The organism is Pseudomonas sp. PSPC2-3, from assembly GCF_049898265.1.
Classification (GTDB): Bacteria; Pseudomonadota; Gammaproteobacteria; order Pseudomonadales; family Pseudomonadaceae; genus Aquipseudomonas; species Aquipseudomonas veronii.
In genome coordinates this window covers 1-15,454 of record NZ_JAFCXJ010000002.1, presented here as the reverse complement: position 1 = coordinate 15,454, position 15,454 = coordinate 1, and the positions used below count along the sequence as shown (strand labels likewise).

General features: G+C 63.0%; 17 protein-coding genes. 7 read left to right on the top strand and 10 right to left on the bottom strand.

Annotated features, from left to right (window positions below; all coding sequences use genetic code 11):
* Positions 1–159: 159 nt before the first annotated feature.
* Complete coding sequence (locus tag ACP7E3_RS04030; RefSeq protein WP_108526613.1) at positions 160–1,362, bottom strand: MFS transporter; 1,203 nt, start codon at positions 1,360–1,362, stop codon at positions 160–162.
* Between the two features lie 113 nt (positions 1,363–1,475).
* On the opposite strand from ACP7E3_RS04030, the gene ACP7E3_RS04025 reads away from it, so the two are divergent.
* A complete protein-coding gene (locus ACP7E3_RS04025; RefSeq protein WP_169882001.1) occupies positions 1,476–2,357 on the top strand; it encodes a LysR family transcriptional regulator in 882 nt (293 codons plus the stop codon).
* 136 nt (positions 2,358–2,493) lie between these two features.
* Positions 2,494–3,171 (top strand): GNAT family N-acetyltransferase, encoded by a 678-nt coding sequence (locus ACP7E3_RS04020; protein ID WP_046383207.1) that lies wholly within the window; start codon positions 2,494–2,496, stop codon positions 3,169–3,171.
* A gap of 10 nt (positions 3,172–3,181) precedes the next feature.
* Here the strand turns inward: ACP7E3_RS04020 and ACP7E3_RS04015 are convergent, their stop codons facing one another.
* Positions 3,182–3,793 (bottom strand): TetR/AcrR family transcriptional regulator, encoded by a 612-nt coding sequence (locus ACP7E3_RS04015; RefSeq protein WP_046483623.1) that lies wholly within the window; start codon positions 3,791–3,793, stop codon positions 3,182–3,184.
* Positions 3,794–3,862: 69 nt separating this feature from the next.
* Here ACP7E3_RS04015 and ACP7E3_RS04010 point away from each other — a divergent pair, with 69 nt between their 5' ends.
* Together ACP7E3_RS04010 and ACP7E3_RS04005 are read left to right on the top strand one after the other, a co-directional pair.
* Positions 3,863–4,462, top strand: coding sequence for an NAD(P)H-dependent oxidoreductase (locus ACP7E3_RS04010; protein WP_426122346.1), 600 nt, complete (start codon positions 3,863–3,865; stop codon positions 4,460–4,462).
* Positions 4,463–4,535: 73 nt separating this feature from the next.
* A complete protein-coding gene (locus ACP7E3_RS04005; protein ID WP_126589031.1) occupies positions 4,536–4,913 on the top strand; it encodes a hypothetical protein in 378 nt (125 codons plus the stop codon).
* Positions 4,914–4,980: 67 nt separating this feature from the next.
* On the opposite strand, the gene ACP7E3_RS04000 is transcribed toward ACP7E3_RS04005, so the two are convergent.
* The 3 genes from ACP7E3_RS04000 to ACP7E3_RS03990 all read right to left on the bottom strand — a co-directional run bounded on the left by ACP7E3_RS04000 (position 4,981) and on the right by ACP7E3_RS03990 (position 7,302).
* A complete protein-coding gene (locus ACP7E3_RS04000) occupies positions 4,981–5,367 on the bottom strand; it encodes a hypothetical protein (protein ID WP_017848459.1) in 387 nt (128 codons plus the stop codon).
* Positions 5,368–5,399: 32 nt separating this feature from the next.
* Positions 5,400–6,656, bottom strand: coding sequence for a 3-phosphoshikimate 1-carboxyvinyltransferase (gene aroA / locus ACP7E3_RS03995; RefSeq protein ID WP_017848460.1), 1,257 nt, complete (start codon positions 6,654–6,656; stop codon positions 5,400–5,402).
* 91 nt (positions 6,657–6,747) lie between these two features.
* Positions 6,748–7,302 (bottom strand): UPF0149 family protein, encoded by a 555-nt coding sequence (locus ACP7E3_RS03990; RefSeq protein ID WP_017848461.1) that lies wholly within the window; start codon positions 7,300–7,302, stop codon positions 6,748–6,750.
* A gap of 205 nt (positions 7,303–7,507) precedes the next feature.
* Here ACP7E3_RS03990 and ACP7E3_RS03985 point away from each other — a divergent pair, with 205 nt between their 5' ends.
* Together ACP7E3_RS03985 and nudC are read left to right on the top strand one after the other, a co-directional pair.
* A complete protein-coding gene (locus tag ACP7E3_RS03985) occupies positions 7,508–8,320 on the top strand; it encodes a crotonase/enoyl-CoA hydratase family protein (RefSeq protein ID WP_017848462.1) in 813 nt (270 codons plus the stop codon).
* 5 nt (positions 8,321–8,325) lie between these two features.
* Positions 8,326–9,159 carry an NAD(+) diphosphatase gene (nudC, locus tag ACP7E3_RS03980; RefSeq protein WP_017848463.1) on the top strand — a complete coding sequence of 278 codons (834 nt, stop codon included), beginning with the start codon at positions 8,326–8,328 and terminating at the stop codon, positions 9,157–9,159.
* Here nudC and ACP7E3_RS03975 read toward each other — a convergent pair.
* The 3 genes from ACP7E3_RS03975 to ACP7E3_RS03965 form a co-directional block, all read right to left on the bottom strand.
* Entirely contained in the window at positions 9,127–9,906 is a 780-nt protein-coding gene (locus ACP7E3_RS03975; RefSeq protein ID WP_046383211.1) for a TSUP family transporter, read from the bottom strand. The genes nudC and ACP7E3_RS03975 overlap by 33 nt on opposite strands.
* A gap of 122 nt (positions 9,907–10,028) precedes the next feature.
* Positions 10,029–10,745, bottom strand: coding sequence for a phosphatidylcholine synthase (gene pcsA / locus ACP7E3_RS03970; RefSeq protein WP_017848465.1), 717 nt, complete (start codon positions 10,743–10,745; stop codon positions 10,029–10,031).
* 148 nt (positions 10,746–10,893) lie between these two features.
* A complete protein-coding gene (locus ACP7E3_RS03965) occupies positions 10,894–11,820 on the bottom strand; it encodes a class I SAM-dependent methyltransferase (protein WP_057005261.1) in 927 nt (308 codons plus the stop codon).
* Positions 11,821–12,011: 191 nt separating this feature from the next.
* Between ACP7E3_RS03965 and mdeB the strand changes: the two genes are divergently transcribed.
* Positions 12,012–14,702, top strand: coding sequence for an alpha-ketoglutarate dehydrogenase (gene mdeB, locus ACP7E3_RS03960; RefSeq protein WP_426122342.1), 2,691 nt, complete (start codon positions 12,012–12,014; stop codon positions 14,700–14,702).
* A 91-nt stretch (positions 14,703–14,793) separates the two neighbouring features.
* Here mdeB and ACP7E3_RS03955 read toward each other — a convergent pair whose 3' ends face one another.
* Together ACP7E3_RS03955 and ACP7E3_RS03950 are read right to left on the bottom strand one after the other, a co-directional pair.
* Entirely contained in the window at positions 14,794–15,282 is a 489-nt protein-coding gene (locus ACP7E3_RS03955) for a DUF1289 domain-containing protein (protein ID WP_017848468.1), read from the bottom strand.
* A 55-nt stretch (positions 15,283–15,337) separates the two neighbouring features.
* The coding region (locus ACP7E3_RS03950; RefSeq protein WP_235369420.1) for a hypothetical protein at positions 15,338–15,454 on the bottom strand (117 nt) is incomplete at its 5' end.

Genomic DNA, 15,454 nt, shown 5'->3' with positions numbered 1-15,454 from the left:
GCGCGATGTAGGGGCGTCCATGCACCCGTTGGTCCGAACTTTTTTCCTCGGGTTTTGAATGCCGGATGTTCACGGCCCTGGTCATACAAGGCAAACGCCACCACCCGCCGCGCCGGCATGGCGAGGCTGATCAACCCGTCATGAGCGAGGATATTCGGCTCACGCCAACTGACGCGCGGGCTGCCGCCGCCATGCCATGGCGCTGGCGAGCAGGATCAAAGCGAATGCCGCGGTAAAGGTTGCGTGCAGACCGTCAGCCACGGATTGCGGCGTGGCGTGGGTGACATCGGGAGTGGTCCAGGCAAACATCGCGCCCAATGCCGACGCACCGAAAATCAGCCCCAGGTTGCGTGACAGGTTCAGCAGGCCTGAGATCGTGCCTCGGCGTGCCGCATCGGCTTCGCTCATCACCGCAGTGTTGTTGGCGGCCTGGAACAGGCTGTAGCCCGCCGTCAGCGTAATCAATGAGGCAAGATAAGTGACCAGCCCGGACGCCAGGCACAGCGACAGGGCGCCACTGCCGCAGACAGCCAGCCCCACGAGTGTCATGACGTGGCTGCCAAAGCGTTCGCTCAGACGACCGGCCGGAATGCCGGTGAGCGCCGCGACACCAGGGCCGACGGCCATTGCCAGGCCCATCCCGGCCGGATCGAGCCCAAGCCCTCGGGACAAGTAGAACGGCCCGACGACAAAGGTGGCCATGATCACCGCCGACACCAACGCACTCATCACCAGGCCGGCGCGCAACGAGGTCGACTGCAATAAGCGCCAAACGCCACCGCCGCCGACCAGTGGCGCGGGTGGCTGATCCACCGGCAAGTAGCGCCAGGCGAGGGCGGCCGCGAGCAAGCCCAGCGGCATCCCCACCAGAAACAGCGCGCGCCACCCCCACACACTGAGCAACAGGCCGCCCACGCCGGGGCCCATGGCGGTACCGACGGCTGACATCGTGCCGAGCAAGCCCATGACACGCGCAATGCGTGCTTGGGGGACGGTGTCGCCGACCATCGCTAACGTCATCGCCATCATGATCGCCGCGCCCAAACCTTGCAGGCTGCGCGCCGCAATCAGCCACCGCAGGCCAGGCGCGACACCGCATAACCCGCCGGCCAAGGCGAACAGCAGCAAGCCAGCGATCAACAGCCGCCGTCGCCCCAGCCGATCGCCCAGGCGCCCGGCACTGACGATGACTGCCGTGATCGCGAGCAGGTAGGTGAGCACCACCCATTGCGTCGCGTGAAAGGATGCATTGAAGGCCTGCGCGAGGCTGGGCAGGCCGACATTGGCGATGCTGGTGCCAAGGGCGGCCAGCAACATGGACAGGCACAGGCTGACAAGACCGCCACGGGAAGAGGTATGCATGGAAGATTCCTTGAATGAACGTAACTGTCGCAAATCTACGGCGTGACCTAACATGGCGGAAGACGCATGAGTTGCACTAAATACCTGCATATGACGCCTGCCATGGAGCGCTGATGCCCGATCTCAATTTGCTGATCACCCTGGATGTATTGCTCGCCGAAGGCAGTGTCGCCCGTGCGGCCAAGCGCCTGCGGTTGAGCCCTTCGGCCATGAGCCGGGCGTTGGCGCGCTTGCGTGCGACCACCGGCGACCCGTTGCTGGTCCGCGCTGGCCGTGGCCTGGTGCCGACGCCCCGGGCGTTGGCACTGCGCGAACAGGTCAGCCAACTGGTGCAGGGCGCCCAGGCGGTGTTGCGCCCGGCACAGGCGCTGGAGATGGCCCACGTGGTCCGCACCTTCACCCTGCGAACCAGCGAGGAGTTTGTCGAAGGCTTCGGTTCGGCGTTGCTCGCCCGTCTCGCCGAGGACGCGCCCGGCGTGCGCCTGCGCTTCGTCAGCAAGACCAACAAGGACACTGCGCAACTGCGCGAAGGCAGCGTCGACCTGGACATCGGCGTGGTCGACCCCACGGCCAGCCCTGAAGTGCTGACCCAGGCGCTGTTTCGCGATCGCCTGATCGGCGTGGTGCGCAGCGGCCATCCCCTGAGCCAAGGCGAGATCAGCGCTGCACGGTTTGCCGAGGGCCGACACCTCTACGTATCGCGGCGCGGCCAGGACCGCGGCCAGATCGACGACGTCCTCGAAGCCCAGGGCCTGACGCGGCAGATCGGCAGCATCGTCGCCAGTTTTTCCAGCGCCATCGCCCTGGCACGCAACACCGACCTGATTGCCTCGGTGCCCGAGCGCTATACCCCAGACCGGCGCGACCTGTTCTGTTTTGCGCTGCCGGTGGCGTTACCCGCGTTTACCGTGGCAATGCTCTGGCACCCACGGTTGGACGCCGATCTGGCCCATCGTTGGTTGCGCGGGTGTTTGCGTGAGGTGTGCGGACGATGACAGTGCGGCCCGTCCCCGGGGCGATGTGCATGCGAGCCGCCAGGCATGCAGATCATGGCGGGTATGCCTATCGATCCCGAACCTGCTGCAACAGGTACAATCCCATCTGCCTTGACGCGAAACTCCAGGAATTTGCATGTTCAGCCTTACCCGCTACACCACGCCGTGCCCCGAACCGATCAACAGCCAGATCCTGCAGATGGTGGTCGACAACCTCACCGACATCAGCAGCGTCGCGCTGCCGCCGAGTAACCTGCTCTACAACATTTACCAATATGCCATCGGCTTTGAGGTGCATTTGTACCTGCAGGCGCTGGACGGGTCGAAGGGGATCGCGGTCGAACTGATCGTCGCGACGTCTGCGCAAGACCCGGAAAAAGTCATTGGGTTTTTGCTGTACTTGCCGGTCAAGGACGACCCAGAAGCCTGCGGTGTGGCGTTCATGGCCGTACAGGCAGGCAGCCGGCGCCAGGGCGTGGCGCGGGGCATGATGCAAGAGGTGCTGGCACGTTACCCTCACGCCGAACTGGCCTGCGCCGTGGACAAAGTGCCGGCCTTCGCGGCGATGGGCTTTCAGGTGCGCGGCGCGCGCGGCACGCAGGTGCTGATGAACACCCGCGCCTACGCCACCGATGGCTTGATGGGCGTGCTGGATGTGGCCGCTATCTATAGCTCATTGGAAGTGCGGCAGATTCATACCTACCTGCTGCAAAAACATGGCAAGCGCGCCATGGTGGATGCCGAGAAGCAACGCGACCGGCACCTGGATCAACTGGCGCACAAGGTCCGCTTGTTTGTGCAGGGGCGAGGCTGAAAAACGCCTCTCAACGGGCGCTGTGCGCCCCGCGATTGACCATTGCCAGAATGGTCGCCAGCAACTCCTGTTGCGCCTCTTCACGGCTGAGCTCACCGCTGGCCGCCGCATGAGACAAGGCCTCCGCCGCCCCGAGCATGGCCCGCAGCCCCGCCTGGGACACGCTGCCGCCCGGCGCGAAGGGGGCCATGACGTCGCGGCACTTATCGAGAAAGAGTGCTTCGTACTTGCGCTTGAGGCTTTCCAACTCCGGTGAGCTGCTCAGCGCGGCGATCACCCCCGGAATTTCCCGGCCCTGCAACAACACGCAGTCGACATAGGATGAGGCGATCACCCACGCGCGATCTTCCAGGGTCGGGCTGCTGGCTTCGAGGGCGTCGGCAAGCACCTGATTCTGGCGCCCATCGAAATCCTCATACAACGCCGCCAGCAACCCCGCGCGGGTAACGAAATGGTCATAGACCACCGGCTTGGTCACGCCCGCTCGTTCCGCCAGGTGGCCTAGGGTCAGGGCTTCGGTGCCTTCTTCACGCACCAGTTGCCAGGCCACGTCCAACAATTGGCGCAGACGATCTTCACGCGACAGGCGACGACGCGGGGCAGGGGATTCACTGCTTGACATGCTTATATACCAAAAGTAACTTACCAAAGGTAACTTAAGCCCAGCATAAACCCAATGGGAGTCACTGTCATGCACGCACTGATCGTTGCAGCTCATCACGACCCGCAATCCCTCACCCACAGCCTCGCCGCGCAAGTCGCCGCCGGGCTGAGCGCGTCTGGCCATACGTTCGAAATCGCCGACCTTGCCGCCGAAGGCTTCGACCCGCGCTACAACGCTGCCGACCAGCGCGTACATCGCACCCGCGCCGAACCGCCGGCTGACGTCGTCGCCGAACAAGCCCGCATCGACCGCGCCGACGCCCTGGTCTTGGTGTTCCCCATTTACTGGTGGTCGCTGCCAGGCCTGCTCAAGGGGTGGATCGACCGCGTGTTCGTCAACGGCTGGGCGATCGACTACGGCCCCGACACTCCGGTGGTGAAGAAACTGCGGCACTTGCAGGTTCACCTGCTGGCCCTCGGTGCTGCCGATCAAAGCGCGTTTGAGCGCCATGGTTATGCCAAGGCCATGCACACGCAGATCGATTACGGGATCTTCGATTACTGTGGCGCGCAGGTGCTGACGTCAGCGTTGCTGCTGGAGTCGGAAAGCGGCCAGGTGCAGGTGCATCTGGATCACGCCAAGGCAGTGGGCCAGGGTCTGTTCGAAACCGAGACGGTCGCCGGATGATTTCGTTGCGAGCAGGGAACCAGAAACCGTTGGACAACCAATCAAGGCGTTCACAATCACTGGAGATTTGATAATGACTTCAATTTCTGCTGCATCTGGATCCGCACTGATTGCTCCTCCCATTGACACATCCCAGGAAAAACCCACACAAGATCAAGTGAGACAAGAGCAGGAAAACAATGCGAACCAAGACAGTCCGTATCCAAATCTATCGAATGGCGACCTGCAAAACTTGACCTTTGATCAACACAATACGCTCGATAAATATCCCAATATGAACTTTCAGCAAGTGGTGGATGCACATGGGAAAGAGTTTCCAAATATATCGCCTAGAGAAGTTCAAGATTTGAACTCCGAGCAAGTGGACAGGCTTATCAAGTATCCCACTATGTCTTACCAAGACGTGCTTAATGGGCATGGCGTGAAAGGCGGCGATAATTTCATCTGGTAACTACGTTAGTTGCGGCACGCCTCAGGCCTGGAGCAGCAGCTTGGTGGCGATGCACTGAAAGGACCGACTAGAGTCCAAGCAGGTCATGTGCATCCAGCAGCCGGTAGGCAATCTCCGGTCGTTTCTCCAGGCCTCGGCGAATCGCCGCCGGGATCGATTGCCGGGTCTTGCGGCACAGCCCGGGCAGTTCGTCGATGACGATCTGAATCCCGCGCATGCTCTTGACCTCGGTGTGCCCCGGCGCGATCTGCACGCGGATACCCAATAGCGCGTACATGCGCTGCTGCATGTGTTCGAGGTCTTGCAGGCTTTGCAGGTCTTCCAGGCGTTCGATCAGACGTTTTTCTTCCTGGCGCGTCAGGTTGAGGATGCGCAGGTCGGCGCCTGGGGTTTGCAGCAGCTGTTCGCGGTCACAGACACAGGCGCCGGGCGGGCAGGGTTGGCGAATGTTCATGATCAAGCCCTCCCCATCTCGACGTCGCGGACTCAGTAGCGCAGGGCGACACCCAGGCTGCCCAGTGCCTTCCAGTAGTCAGGATAGGTCTTGGCCACGCAGTCCGGGTCCTGAATACGAATACCCGAGACCTTCAGCCCGGCCAGGGCGAAACACATGGCGATGCGGTGATCGGCGTGGGTGTCGATCAGTGCAGTGCAGGCCGTGCCTGCCAGTGCCGGATCGCTGGCCACCAGCAGGTCATCGCCTTCGATGCGGGCCAGGCCTGGGCGGATCTGGTTGAGGCCGTCGTGCAGCGCCTGCACGCGATCACATTCCTTGACCCGCAGGTTGGCCAGTTCGGTGAAGCGCACCGGGCTGTTGTTGAACGCGGCCAGTACGGCAAGCGTCGGGATCGCGTCCTGCATTTGCGAACCCACCACTGTGGCCTGCATGTTCGGGAACTGCGCGATCAGCGCCTGGGCCTTGGCGTCCGGCTGGGTGAAGTCGTGTGCGGCGACACCGATATCGATGTGCCCGCCGGTCAGCACTTCAGCCGCCCACAGATAGGTGGCGGCGGAGGCGTCCGGTTCGATCAGGTAGTCATGGGCGGTGTAGCCGCTGGGAGCGACGCGCCAGGTGGTGTCGTCGACCACCTCGACCTGCGCGCCGAATGCACGCATGCAGTCGAGGGTCAGGTCCACATAGCCGCGGGCGCCGATGTCCTTGCCGGTCAGCGCCACTTCAATCGGCGCTGCGCCGCAGGCCGCGAGCATCAGCAAGGCCGATACGTATTGGCTGGACAGACCGCCGTCGATCTCAAAGCGCTTGGCCTGGACCTTGCCCACGCCATGCACGGTAACCGGCGGGCAACCGGTTGGGCTGTCGACCTGGATGCCGTTCTGGCCGAGGGTGGCGAGCAGCGGGCCGATCGGGCGTTTGCGCATGTAGTCGTCGCCGTCCAGCACCACGGTGCCTTGCACGGTGGCGACGGCGGCGGTGAGAAAACGCATCGCGGTGCCGGCATTGCCGAGGAACAGCGGCTGCGCAGGCAATTGCAGCTGGCCTTGGCCCGTGACCACGAAGGTGGTGTCGTCCGGCTCGTCGATGATCACGCCCATCTGGCGCAGGGCCACCGACATGTGCCGGGTGTCATCGCTCTTCAACGCGCCGCTGAGGCGGCTGGTGCCCTTGGCCAGGGCGGCGAGCAACAGCGCGCGGTTGGTAATGGATTTGGAGCCGGGGGGCGCGACCTTGCCATTGAGGGGGAAAGTGGGCGGTGTAACGGTCACGGTTTTCTGCGAACTCAAGGTACAAGGCTCCTGATTCAAGGCAAGGTGGCACGGAGTGGCCGACGGGCGGACCCGAATAATCGGGCATAGACGTCACGCTTGTCGAGGCTTAGCGCTGGGCGAGCGAGTAATCATGCAGCGCCCGCGCCGCCGGTTCGATCTCGCTGACGCGCTGCTGATGCGCCTGTACATCGAGGTCCGCCGGCAGTTCGAAGTTGTCCTGTTCGGCGCACCAGGAGATTTTCTCCAGCAGTGCGGCCTGTTCGGCGGGCAGTTCAGGCCAGTTGCCGATAGCGGCGCCACGGATATAGCCAAAGCACCATTCTTCGGCGAGGGTCAGGGTCTGGCCCTGATGCTCCGTGTCGTCGAAGCGCGCCCGGAAACCTTTGGCGTCGGTGGCCAGTTGGGCGGCGCGGGCGTTCATGTGGCGAACGCACAGTTCGAGGAACTGCTTGGCTTCTTCGGCACTTTCCCACTGCGGGTTCTGCCCGCCCCAGATCGCCGGGAACCACTCGGCGATATCCACCGGTGCCGGGCTGGACACCAGTGCGCAGAAGTAACCATCGAGTTCGGCGAGGTTCAGCACCGAGTGGTCGTCACCGTACTTGAGCAGGGTTTCTTCGATCAGGTCGAAATCGGCGGGGGCCAGAGGTTGGGTGAGCATGGGGCGTATCCTTTAAACGTCGAGCGCCGCTGCGGCAGCGGCTTAAAGCGCGAAGGATGGCGCCTGAGGCGGTTTTTATCCAGCCTTTTCCAAGGCCGACGGCCCGTCCCGGATGAATTTTAGCAGTCCCGTTTTTGGCTGATGCGCCGTGGCTCACCCTTGTTATAGTTCGGCTCTTATTACTCGCCAGTCAGGGATCACTGCCATGTCCGAATACCAAGCCTTCGTCGTCGAGCTCATTGGCAGCGTTGCCCATGTGCAGATCAACCGCCCGGAAAAGATCAACGCCATGAACGCGGCGTTCTGGACCGAGATCATCGATATCTTCCGCTGGGTCGACGACACCGACGCCGTGCGCGCCGTGGTGCTCAGCGGTGCCGGCAAACATTTTTCGTCCGGCATCGACCTGATGATGCTGGCCTCGGTGGCCAATGATTTTGGCAAGGACGTGGGCCGTAATGCACGCCTGTTGCGGCGCAAAATCCTCGAACTGCAAGCCTCGTTCAACGCCGTCGACACCTGCCGCAAGCCGGTGCTGGCCGCGATCCAGGGCTACTGCATCGGTGGCGCCATCGACCTGATCAGCGCCTGCGACATGCGTTACGCCGCCGAGGACGCGCAGTTTTCCATCAAGGAAATCGACATCGGCATGGCGGCCGACGTCGGCACCCTGCAGCGCCTGCCGCGCATCATCGGTGATGGCATGCTGCGCGAGCTGGCCTACACCGGTCGCCAGTTCGGCGCCGAGGAAGCGCGCAGCATCGGCCTGGTCAATCGCGTGTATCCCGATCAGGAAAGCCTGTTGGCCGGCGTACTGGACATCGCCCGGGAAATCGCCGCCAAATCGCCGATTGCCGTGACCGGCACCAAGGCCATGATCAGCTACATGCGTGACCATACAGTCAATGACGGTCTGGAATACGTTGCCACCTGGAACGCGGCTATGTTGCAATCCAACGACTTGCGCGTGGCCATCGCGGCCCATATGAGCAAGCAGAAACCCGAATTCGTGGATTGACTGATATGACCCCAGGCTGGATTACCACCACACTGCTGGACAACCAAACCCCCGGCGGCTGGGCCGTCGCGCGCAGCCGCGAGGGTTTTTTACACGACACCAATGGCGCGCTGTTCCCGCGGGAATGGCTCAAGCGCCAGGACCTGGCGGTGTTCGCCGAACACGGTATCGGCCATCTTGACGGCGAGCCGGTGTACCTGCTCGAACTCAATGCCGCCAGCGACGTGCCTGGATGCAGTTGGCAAGGCCTGCGCGGCTTCATGCTGCAAGGCGATCACCGGCTGTACAAAGTGCTGGCCTATGCCGCGCAGATCGGCACCTGGGCGCGGGAACACCGTTTTTGTGGCAGTTGCGGCCAGGCCATGGTCCAGGTGCCTCGGGAGCGGGCGATGTTCTGCGAAGCTTGTGACCTGCGCAGCTACCCGCGCATCTCGCCGAGCATGATTGTGCTGGTGACCCGTGGCGACGAGATCCTGCTGGCGCGGTCGCCGCGCTTTGTCCCCGGGGTCTACAGCACGCTGGCTGGGTTTGCCGAGCCGGGTGAGTCGGCCGAAGACTGCCTGATCCGCGAAGTTCACGAAGAAGTGCAGCTGGAAGTCCGCAATATCCAGTACGTGGGCAGCCAGTGCTGGCCGTTTCCCCATTCGATGATGCTGGGCTTCCATGCCGAGTACGCCGGTGGCGATATCGTGCCCCAGGCCGATGAGATCGAGGACGCGCAGTGGTTCAACATCCACGATTTGCCGCCGTTGCCGGCGTCACGCTCGATTGCGCGTTACCTGATCGACCTCTACGTGGCCCGCCGCTTAGGCCACGCTGAACCAGTGCTGCCAGGCTAGGCGCACCGTCAGGCCGAGGACCACGGTGATAAACACCGGGCGAATGAATTTGGCGCCGCCGCTGATTGCGCTGCGTGCGCCAAAGAACGCGCCCACCATCACCGACACGCCCATGGCCAGCCCGACGATCCAGTCCACCGAACCGTTGATGATAAACACCGACAGCGCCGCCGCGTTGCTGACGAAGTTCATGCTGCGCGCCACGCCGCTGGCTTTGACCAGGTCGATGGGGTGCAGCAGCATCGTGCTCACCGTCCAGAACGCGCCGGTGCCGGGGCCGGCCACGCCGTCGTAGAAGCCCAGGCCGAAGCCTTGGGTGGCCTGCCATTTCTTCTTGATCGGTGCGTCGCCCTCCAGCGGCGCCTTGGGCGTGCCGCCGAACAACAGGTACAGGCCACAACCGAAGACGATCACCGGGAGCATCTTGTTCAGGGTTTCGGCGGGCAGGTAGTGGGCGACGATGGCGCCGGCAAGGGCGCCGATAAACGTACCGACGATGGCATGTACCCACTGGCGCGGGTGAAACAGCTTGCGTCGGTAAAAGGTGAAACTGGCGGTGGCCGAGCCGAAGGTGGAGCTGAGTTTGTTGGTGCCCAGTACCAAATGGGGCGGCATGCCGGCGGTGAGCAGGGCCGGGGTGGTGAGCAAGCCGCCACCGCCGGCGATGGCGTCGATGAAGCCGGCGATGAACGCAACGACGGCCAGGATGGCGAGGGTAGTGAGGTCTACGCTGAGTTCGAAGGGCATGGGCAGGGCTTATGGTTGGCAGGGCGCTATGCGAAAGGCGGCCATCTTACCTGCCCGATGTACGCAAATCCAAATGTGGGAGGGCGCAAGCCTCCTCCCACATTCAAACGGTGCCGGCCTGGCTATTTGTGGGTGCCCAGCCACTCCAGCGCGGTGCGCCAGATGCAGATCCCGAGGAAGTACGCCGACATCAGCGACCACAACCCAAACGTCCACGGGTTGGTGTTCGGGTAATCCACCACCATCAAGAAGCTGCACAGCAACCAGAGCGTGGTCACCGCGATGTTGATCGGCATGAACCGCTTGACCCGGAACGGGTGCAGGAACTTCATCGGCGTCACGGTCAGCAGCGCCAGGCCAATCACCGTGAGCAACGTCACCCACGCGTCGGGCTGGATGATATACACGCAGAGGGCCACCACGTTCCAGGCGGCGGGGAAGCCGACGAAGTAGTTGTCCTTGCTTTTCATGTTCACGTTGCAGAAGCAGAACAGCGACGACACCAGGATCACCGACACCGTGAACAGGTGGGTAAAGTCCGGCAGGTCGATATAGCGGTAGATAAACAGTGCCGGGATAAACACATAGGTCAGGTAATCGATCACCAGGTCCAGCACCGAGCCGTCAAAGCTGGGCAGTACCGTGCTGACATTCACGCGGCGGGCCAGGGAACCGTCGACGCCATCGACCACCAGTGCCAGGCCCAGCCACAGCAGGCACGCCTTGGGTGAGTTCTCCAGCAAGGCCAGCGTGGCCAGGAAGGCCAACACCACTCCGGTGGCAGTGAAGCCGTGGGCGCCCCAGGCTTTCAGTCTGGCTACATGCAGGGTCGATATCACGGGCGGTTCTCCAAAGGGTGAAACGGGGCAGCCGACGCTGTGGCAGCGTCGAGTCTGGCCAGGGGATGCAGGTATCGACCGGGAAGGGGAGGATAAGGTTCACCACCCCGGTGATTGCTTAGCGTAGCAAGCGTCGGACGTTTCGGCATCAGCCTTGGCGGAACACCAAGGCTTTCAAGCCGCTTTGCCGATCGATATCCGGGAATTCCGGCGGGTTTTCCAGCCGCTCGACAAAGCGCAGGCCCGGTGCTTCGCGGGTCACGCCGTCGATCAGGAAGTCCTCGCCGAACGCCGGGTCATTCATGCACGCCAGCACCGTGCCTTGTGGCGTGAGCAAATCCGGCAGGCGGCGCAGCACGCGCTGGTAATCCTTGGTCAGCAGGAAACTGCCTTTCTGGAAGGACGGCGGGTCGATGATCACCAGATCATAGGGGCCGCTGTGGATGACCTTGGCCCAGGACTTGAACAAGTCGTGGCCAAGAAAGGTAACGCGGCTCAGGTCATGCCCATTCAGGCGATGGTTGTCGCGACCCCGGCTCAGGGCGCCGCGGGCCATGTCCAGGTTCACCACATGCTCGGCACCGCCCTCGATGGCCGCCACGGAAAACCCGCAGGTGTAGGCGAACAGGTTGAGTACCCGCAGCCCCTTGGCCTGTTCGCGCACCCAGTTGCGGCCGTAGCGCATGTCGAGAAACAGCCCGCTGTTCTGTTTTTTACCGAGGTCGATCAGGTAGCGCAGGCCGCCTTCGGTAATCGTCAGCTCATCGATCGCATCGCCCACCAGCCATTCGGTGGTGCTTTGCGGCAGGTAGCGGTGCTGCAGGGCTACCGTGTGGGCGCCGGACTGCGCCCATTCGAACTGAACCAGCAGCTGTTTCAGCGCGACCAGGTGCGCCGCCTCCGGCTCCTTGAACAGCGCGACCAGCACCACGCCCTGCAGCCAGTCCACGGTCAGTTGCTCCAGGCCCGGCCAGCAACGGCCGCGCCCGTGGAACAGGCGCCGGGTTTCGGTCGGTGGCGTGGCCAGGGCGGTCAGCAGGTGGGCGTGCAGTGTGGCGAGGGCGTCGGGGTTCATCGTTGAGCGTCGTTCGTTGAGCGGGCGGCATTTTAAACACAATGGCGAGGTTTCGGGGGGTTAGAGCACAACGTGCTGGGAAACGTCTGATTGGCAGCGATTCATGCTCAAAATATGCTTTGGCACGCCTGACATCAGGCAAAAAATCCTCAGTCATCGACATAAACTGGAAAAAAAGCCTGGAGGTGCCCATGAACGGTTTTGCGAGCGCAGTGAATCACACCACAACGGATCAGCTCGCCGGTGATCAAATCGAACAGGACGAGTGGCGCGACGCCCTGGCCTCGCTGGTGGCCAACGCCGGCCCCGCGCGGGCGCGGCAGATCCTCGACGTGCTGGCCCGTGAAGGCGGCGCCCCGCACATCGACTGGAAACCCCGTCACGGCACCCCGTATATCAATAGCATCAGCGTCGAGCAGCAGCCGGCGTTTCCCGGCGACCTGGCCACCGAAGAACGCCTGGCCTCGCTGGTGCGCTGGAACGCCCTGGCCATGGTGGTGCGCGCCAACCAGGCGTATGGCGAACTCGGCGGTCATATCGCCAGCTACGCCAGCGCGGCGGATTTGTTCGAAGTGGGCTTCAATCACTTTTTCCGTGCCCGCCACGAGGGCTTTGGCGGCGACCTGGTGTTCTACCAGCCGCATTCCGCGCCGGGCATTTATGCGCGGGCGTTCCTGGAGGGGCGCCTGAGCGAGCAGGACCTGGCGCACTACCGGCAGGAAATCGGCGGGGCCAAGGTCGGCGCGCGCGGTTTGTCGAGTTACCCGCACCCGTGGTTGATGCCGGACTTCTGGCAATTTCCCACCGGCTCCATGGGCATCGGCCCGATCAGCTCGATTTTCCAGGCGCGCTTTATGCGCTACCTGCAGCACCGCGGCTTGCAGGACACCACCGAGCGCCACGTCTGGGGCGTATTCGGCGACGGCGAAATGGACGAGCCGGAAAGCATGTCGGCCCTGACCCTGGCCGCTCGCGAAGGCCTGGACAACCTGACCTGGGTGGTCAACTGCAACCTGCAACGCCTCGACGGCCCGGTGCGTGGCAATGGGCGGATCATCGATGAACTGGAGGCGTTGTTCGGCGGCGCCGGCTGGAACGTGATCAAGCTGGTGTGGGGCTCGGACTGGGACGCCTTGCTCGCCAAGGACAGCGACGGCGCCCTGGTCAATACGCTGTCGCAGACCGTGGACGGGCAGTTCCAGACCTTCGCCGCCAAGGACGGCGCCTACAACCGCGAGCACTTCTTCGGCCAGAGCGCGTCCCTGGCCAGGCTGGTCGAGGGCATGAGCGATGAACAGATCGACCGCCTCAAGCGCGGCGGCCACGACATGGTCAAGATCCACGCCGCCTACCACGCGGCGCGGCGGGTCAAGGGCAAGCCCACGGTGATCCTGGCCCAGACCAAAAAAGGCTTTGGCATGGGCGAAGCCGGGCAGGGCAAGATGACCACCCACCAGCAGAAGAAACTCGATCGCGAGGCGCTGATCGCCTTCCGCGATCGTTTCCAGTTGCCGCTGACGGATGAGCAGACCGAGTCGTTGAGTTTCTTCAAACCGGCCGCTGACAGCCTGGAGTTGCGCTATCTGCATCAACGGCGCAACGCCCTGGGCGGCTACGTGCCCAGTCGTTGCCAGGCCGCCGCGCCGGTCAGTGTGCCGCCTCTGGCCGGTTACGCCGGCTTCGCCACGGCTGCCGCGGGTAAGGAGATGTCCACCACCATGGCCTTCGTGCGTATGCTCACCAACCTGCTCAAGGACAAGCACCTGGGGCCACGCATCGTGCCGATCGTCGCCGACGAGGCGCGTACCTTCGGCATGGCCAACCTGTTCAAGCAGATCGGCATCTACTCCAGCGTCGGCCAACGCTACGAGCCGGAAGATATCGGCTCGATCCTCAGCTACCGCGAAGCTACCGACGGGCAGATCCTCGAAGAGGGCATCAGCGAAGCCAGCGCCATCAGCTCCTGGGTCGCGGCGGCCACCAGCTATTCGGTGCATGGCCTGCGCATGTTGCCGTTCTACATCTATTACTCGATGTTCGGCTTTCAGCGCGTGGGCGACCTGATCTGGGCCGCCGCCGACCAGCGCGCCCGTGGCTTCCTGCTGGGCGCCACTGCCGGCCGCACCACCCTCGGCGGCGAGGGCCTGCAGCATCAGGACGGCAGCAGCCACCTGAGCGCCGCCAGCGTCCCCAACTGCCGTGCCTACGACCCGGCGTTTGCCGGGGAGTTCGCGGTGATCCTCGACCATGGCATGCGCCAGATGCTGGAGCATGATGTCGACGAGTTCTACTACGTGACCCTGATGAACGAAAACTACCCGCAGCCGAGCCTGCCCGAGGGGGTGGAAGCGGCGATCATCAAAGGTATGTACTGCTTGCAGGGCGCGCCTGACGCCCAGGTGCGCCTGCTCGGTTCGGGTACGCTGGTGCGTGAAGCCCAGGCGGCTGCGCAGCTATTGGCGGACGATTGGCAGGTGGCGAGTGAGGTCTACAGCGTGACCAGCTTCAGCGAACTGGCACGGCAGGCGCGGGAGGTGGAGCGTTGGAATCGCTTGCATCCGCAGGCGATCCAGCGCGTCAGTCATGTGAATGATTGCTTGCCCAAGGGCGCCCCGGTGGTTGCGGTGTCGGACTACGTGCGGGCGGTGCCGCAGATGATTGCTTCGTACCTGGATTCCCCCTACACCGTACTCGGCACCGACGGTTTCGGGCGCAGTGATACACGGGCGGCGTTGCGGGATTTTTTTGAGGTCGATCGCCATCACCTCGTGCTGGCCGCGCTGACGGCATTGGCGGAGCAGGGCAGTCTGGATCGGCAGGTATGCCAGCAGGCGATTGAACGCTATGGCCTCCAGGCGGAGCGTGCAGCGTCCTGGACCTAAATGTGGGAGGGGGCTTGCCCCCGATTGCGCCGGGTCAGTGACATATAAGCTGACTGACACACTGCTATCGGGAGCAAGCCCCCTCCCACATTTAGAGCGTGGCGATCAGGGCTGGCCCAAAGGCCTCTTTCAAGAACACGGGGGCGATATACCGCTGGTAATGCGCCTCGGACAGCAGGAAAAACTCGCGATCAATTCCATCGCGCAAATCCGCCAGGCTGTGCTCGCGAAATTCCGGCAGCAACACCAGGCCATATGCGTCCAGCCTGGTAATCACCCGCGCACCCCGGGCAATCAACTGGTAGGCCCAGCAGTACGGCGACTGGTGCGGCATAAAGCGAATCTTGCGGCTTTCCAGTTGCTGGCGCAGGCGCTGTGGGTCGAACACGTCCAGCTTGGAGGCCATCACCTGCACCAGCAGTTGCTCAAGGCGCAGCCACACCGCCTGTTTTTCCTCGGCGTTGTAGCCATTCCACTGGATGACTTCATGGTGATAACGCTTGCACCCGCGGCAGACCAGATCACCGTAAACGGTGGAGCACAGGCCGACGCAGGGGGTCTTGATGGTTTGATTGGGCATAAAAAAACATCGACAGGTGAAACAACACGGCCCCTGAAGGGGCCGTTTTTTTCAATCAATCCCAGCTCAACGCACCGCCAGTCTGGTACTCGATCACACGGGTCTCAAAGAAATTCTTCTCTTTCTTCAAGTCCATGATCTCGCTCATCCATGGGAACGGGTTAGTCGTCCC

Bases quoted from the DNA above. Each gene is read 5' to 3' on its own strand.
- ACP7E3_RS04030 (WP_108526613.1), bottom strand. From the start codon at position 1,362: ATGCATACCTCTTCCCGTGGCGGTCTTGTCAGCCTGTGCCTGTCCATG.
- ACP7E3_RS04025 (WP_169882001.1), top strand. From the start codon at position 1,476: ATGCCCGATCTCAATTTGCTGATCACCCTGGATGTATTGCTCGCCGAA.
- ACP7E3_RS04020 (WP_046383207.1), top strand. From the start codon at position 2,494: ATGTTCAGCCTTACCCGCTACACCACGCCGTGCCCCGAACCGATCAAC.
- ACP7E3_RS04015 (WP_046483623.1), bottom strand. From the start codon at position 3,793: ATGTCAAGCAGTGAATCCCCTGCCCCGCGTCGTCGCCTGTCGCGTGAA.
- ACP7E3_RS04010 (WP_426122346.1), top strand. From the start codon at position 3,863: ATGCACGCACTGATCGTTGCAGCTCATCACGACCCGCAATCCCTCACC.
- ACP7E3_RS04005 (WP_126589031.1), top strand. From the start codon at position 4,536: ATGACTTCAATTTCTGCTGCATCTGGATCCGCACTGATTGCTCCTCCC.
- ACP7E3_RS04000 (WP_017848459.1), bottom strand. From the start codon at position 5,367: ATGAACATTCGCCAACCCTGCCCGCCCGGCGCCTGTGTCTGTGACCGC.
- ACP7E3_RS03990 (WP_017848461.1), bottom strand. From the start codon at position 7,302: ATGCTCACCCAACCTCTGGCCCCCGCCGATTTCGACCTGATCGAAGAA.
- ACP7E3_RS03985 (WP_017848462.1), top strand. From the start codon at position 7,508: ATGTCCGAATACCAAGCCTTCGTCGTCGAGCTCATTGGCAGCGTTGCC.
- nudC (WP_017848463.1), top strand. From the start codon at position 8,326: ATGACCCCAGGCTGGATTACCACCACACTGCTGGACAACCAAACCCCC.
- ACP7E3_RS03975 (WP_046383211.1), bottom strand. From the start codon at position 9,906: ATGCCCTTCGAACTCAGCGTAGACCTCACTACCCTCGCCATCCTGGCC.
- ACP7E3_RS03965 (WP_057005261.1), bottom strand. From the start codon at position 11,820: ATGAACCCCGACGCCCTCGCCACACTGCACGCCCACCTGCTGACCGCC.
- mdeB (WP_426122342.1), top strand. From the start codon at position 12,012: ATGAACGGTTTTGCGAGCGCAGTGAATCACACCACAACGGATCAGCTC.
- ACP7E3_RS03955 (WP_017848468.1), bottom strand. From the start codon at position 15,282: ATGCCCAATCAAACCATCAAGACCCCCTGCGTCGGCCTGTGCTCCACC.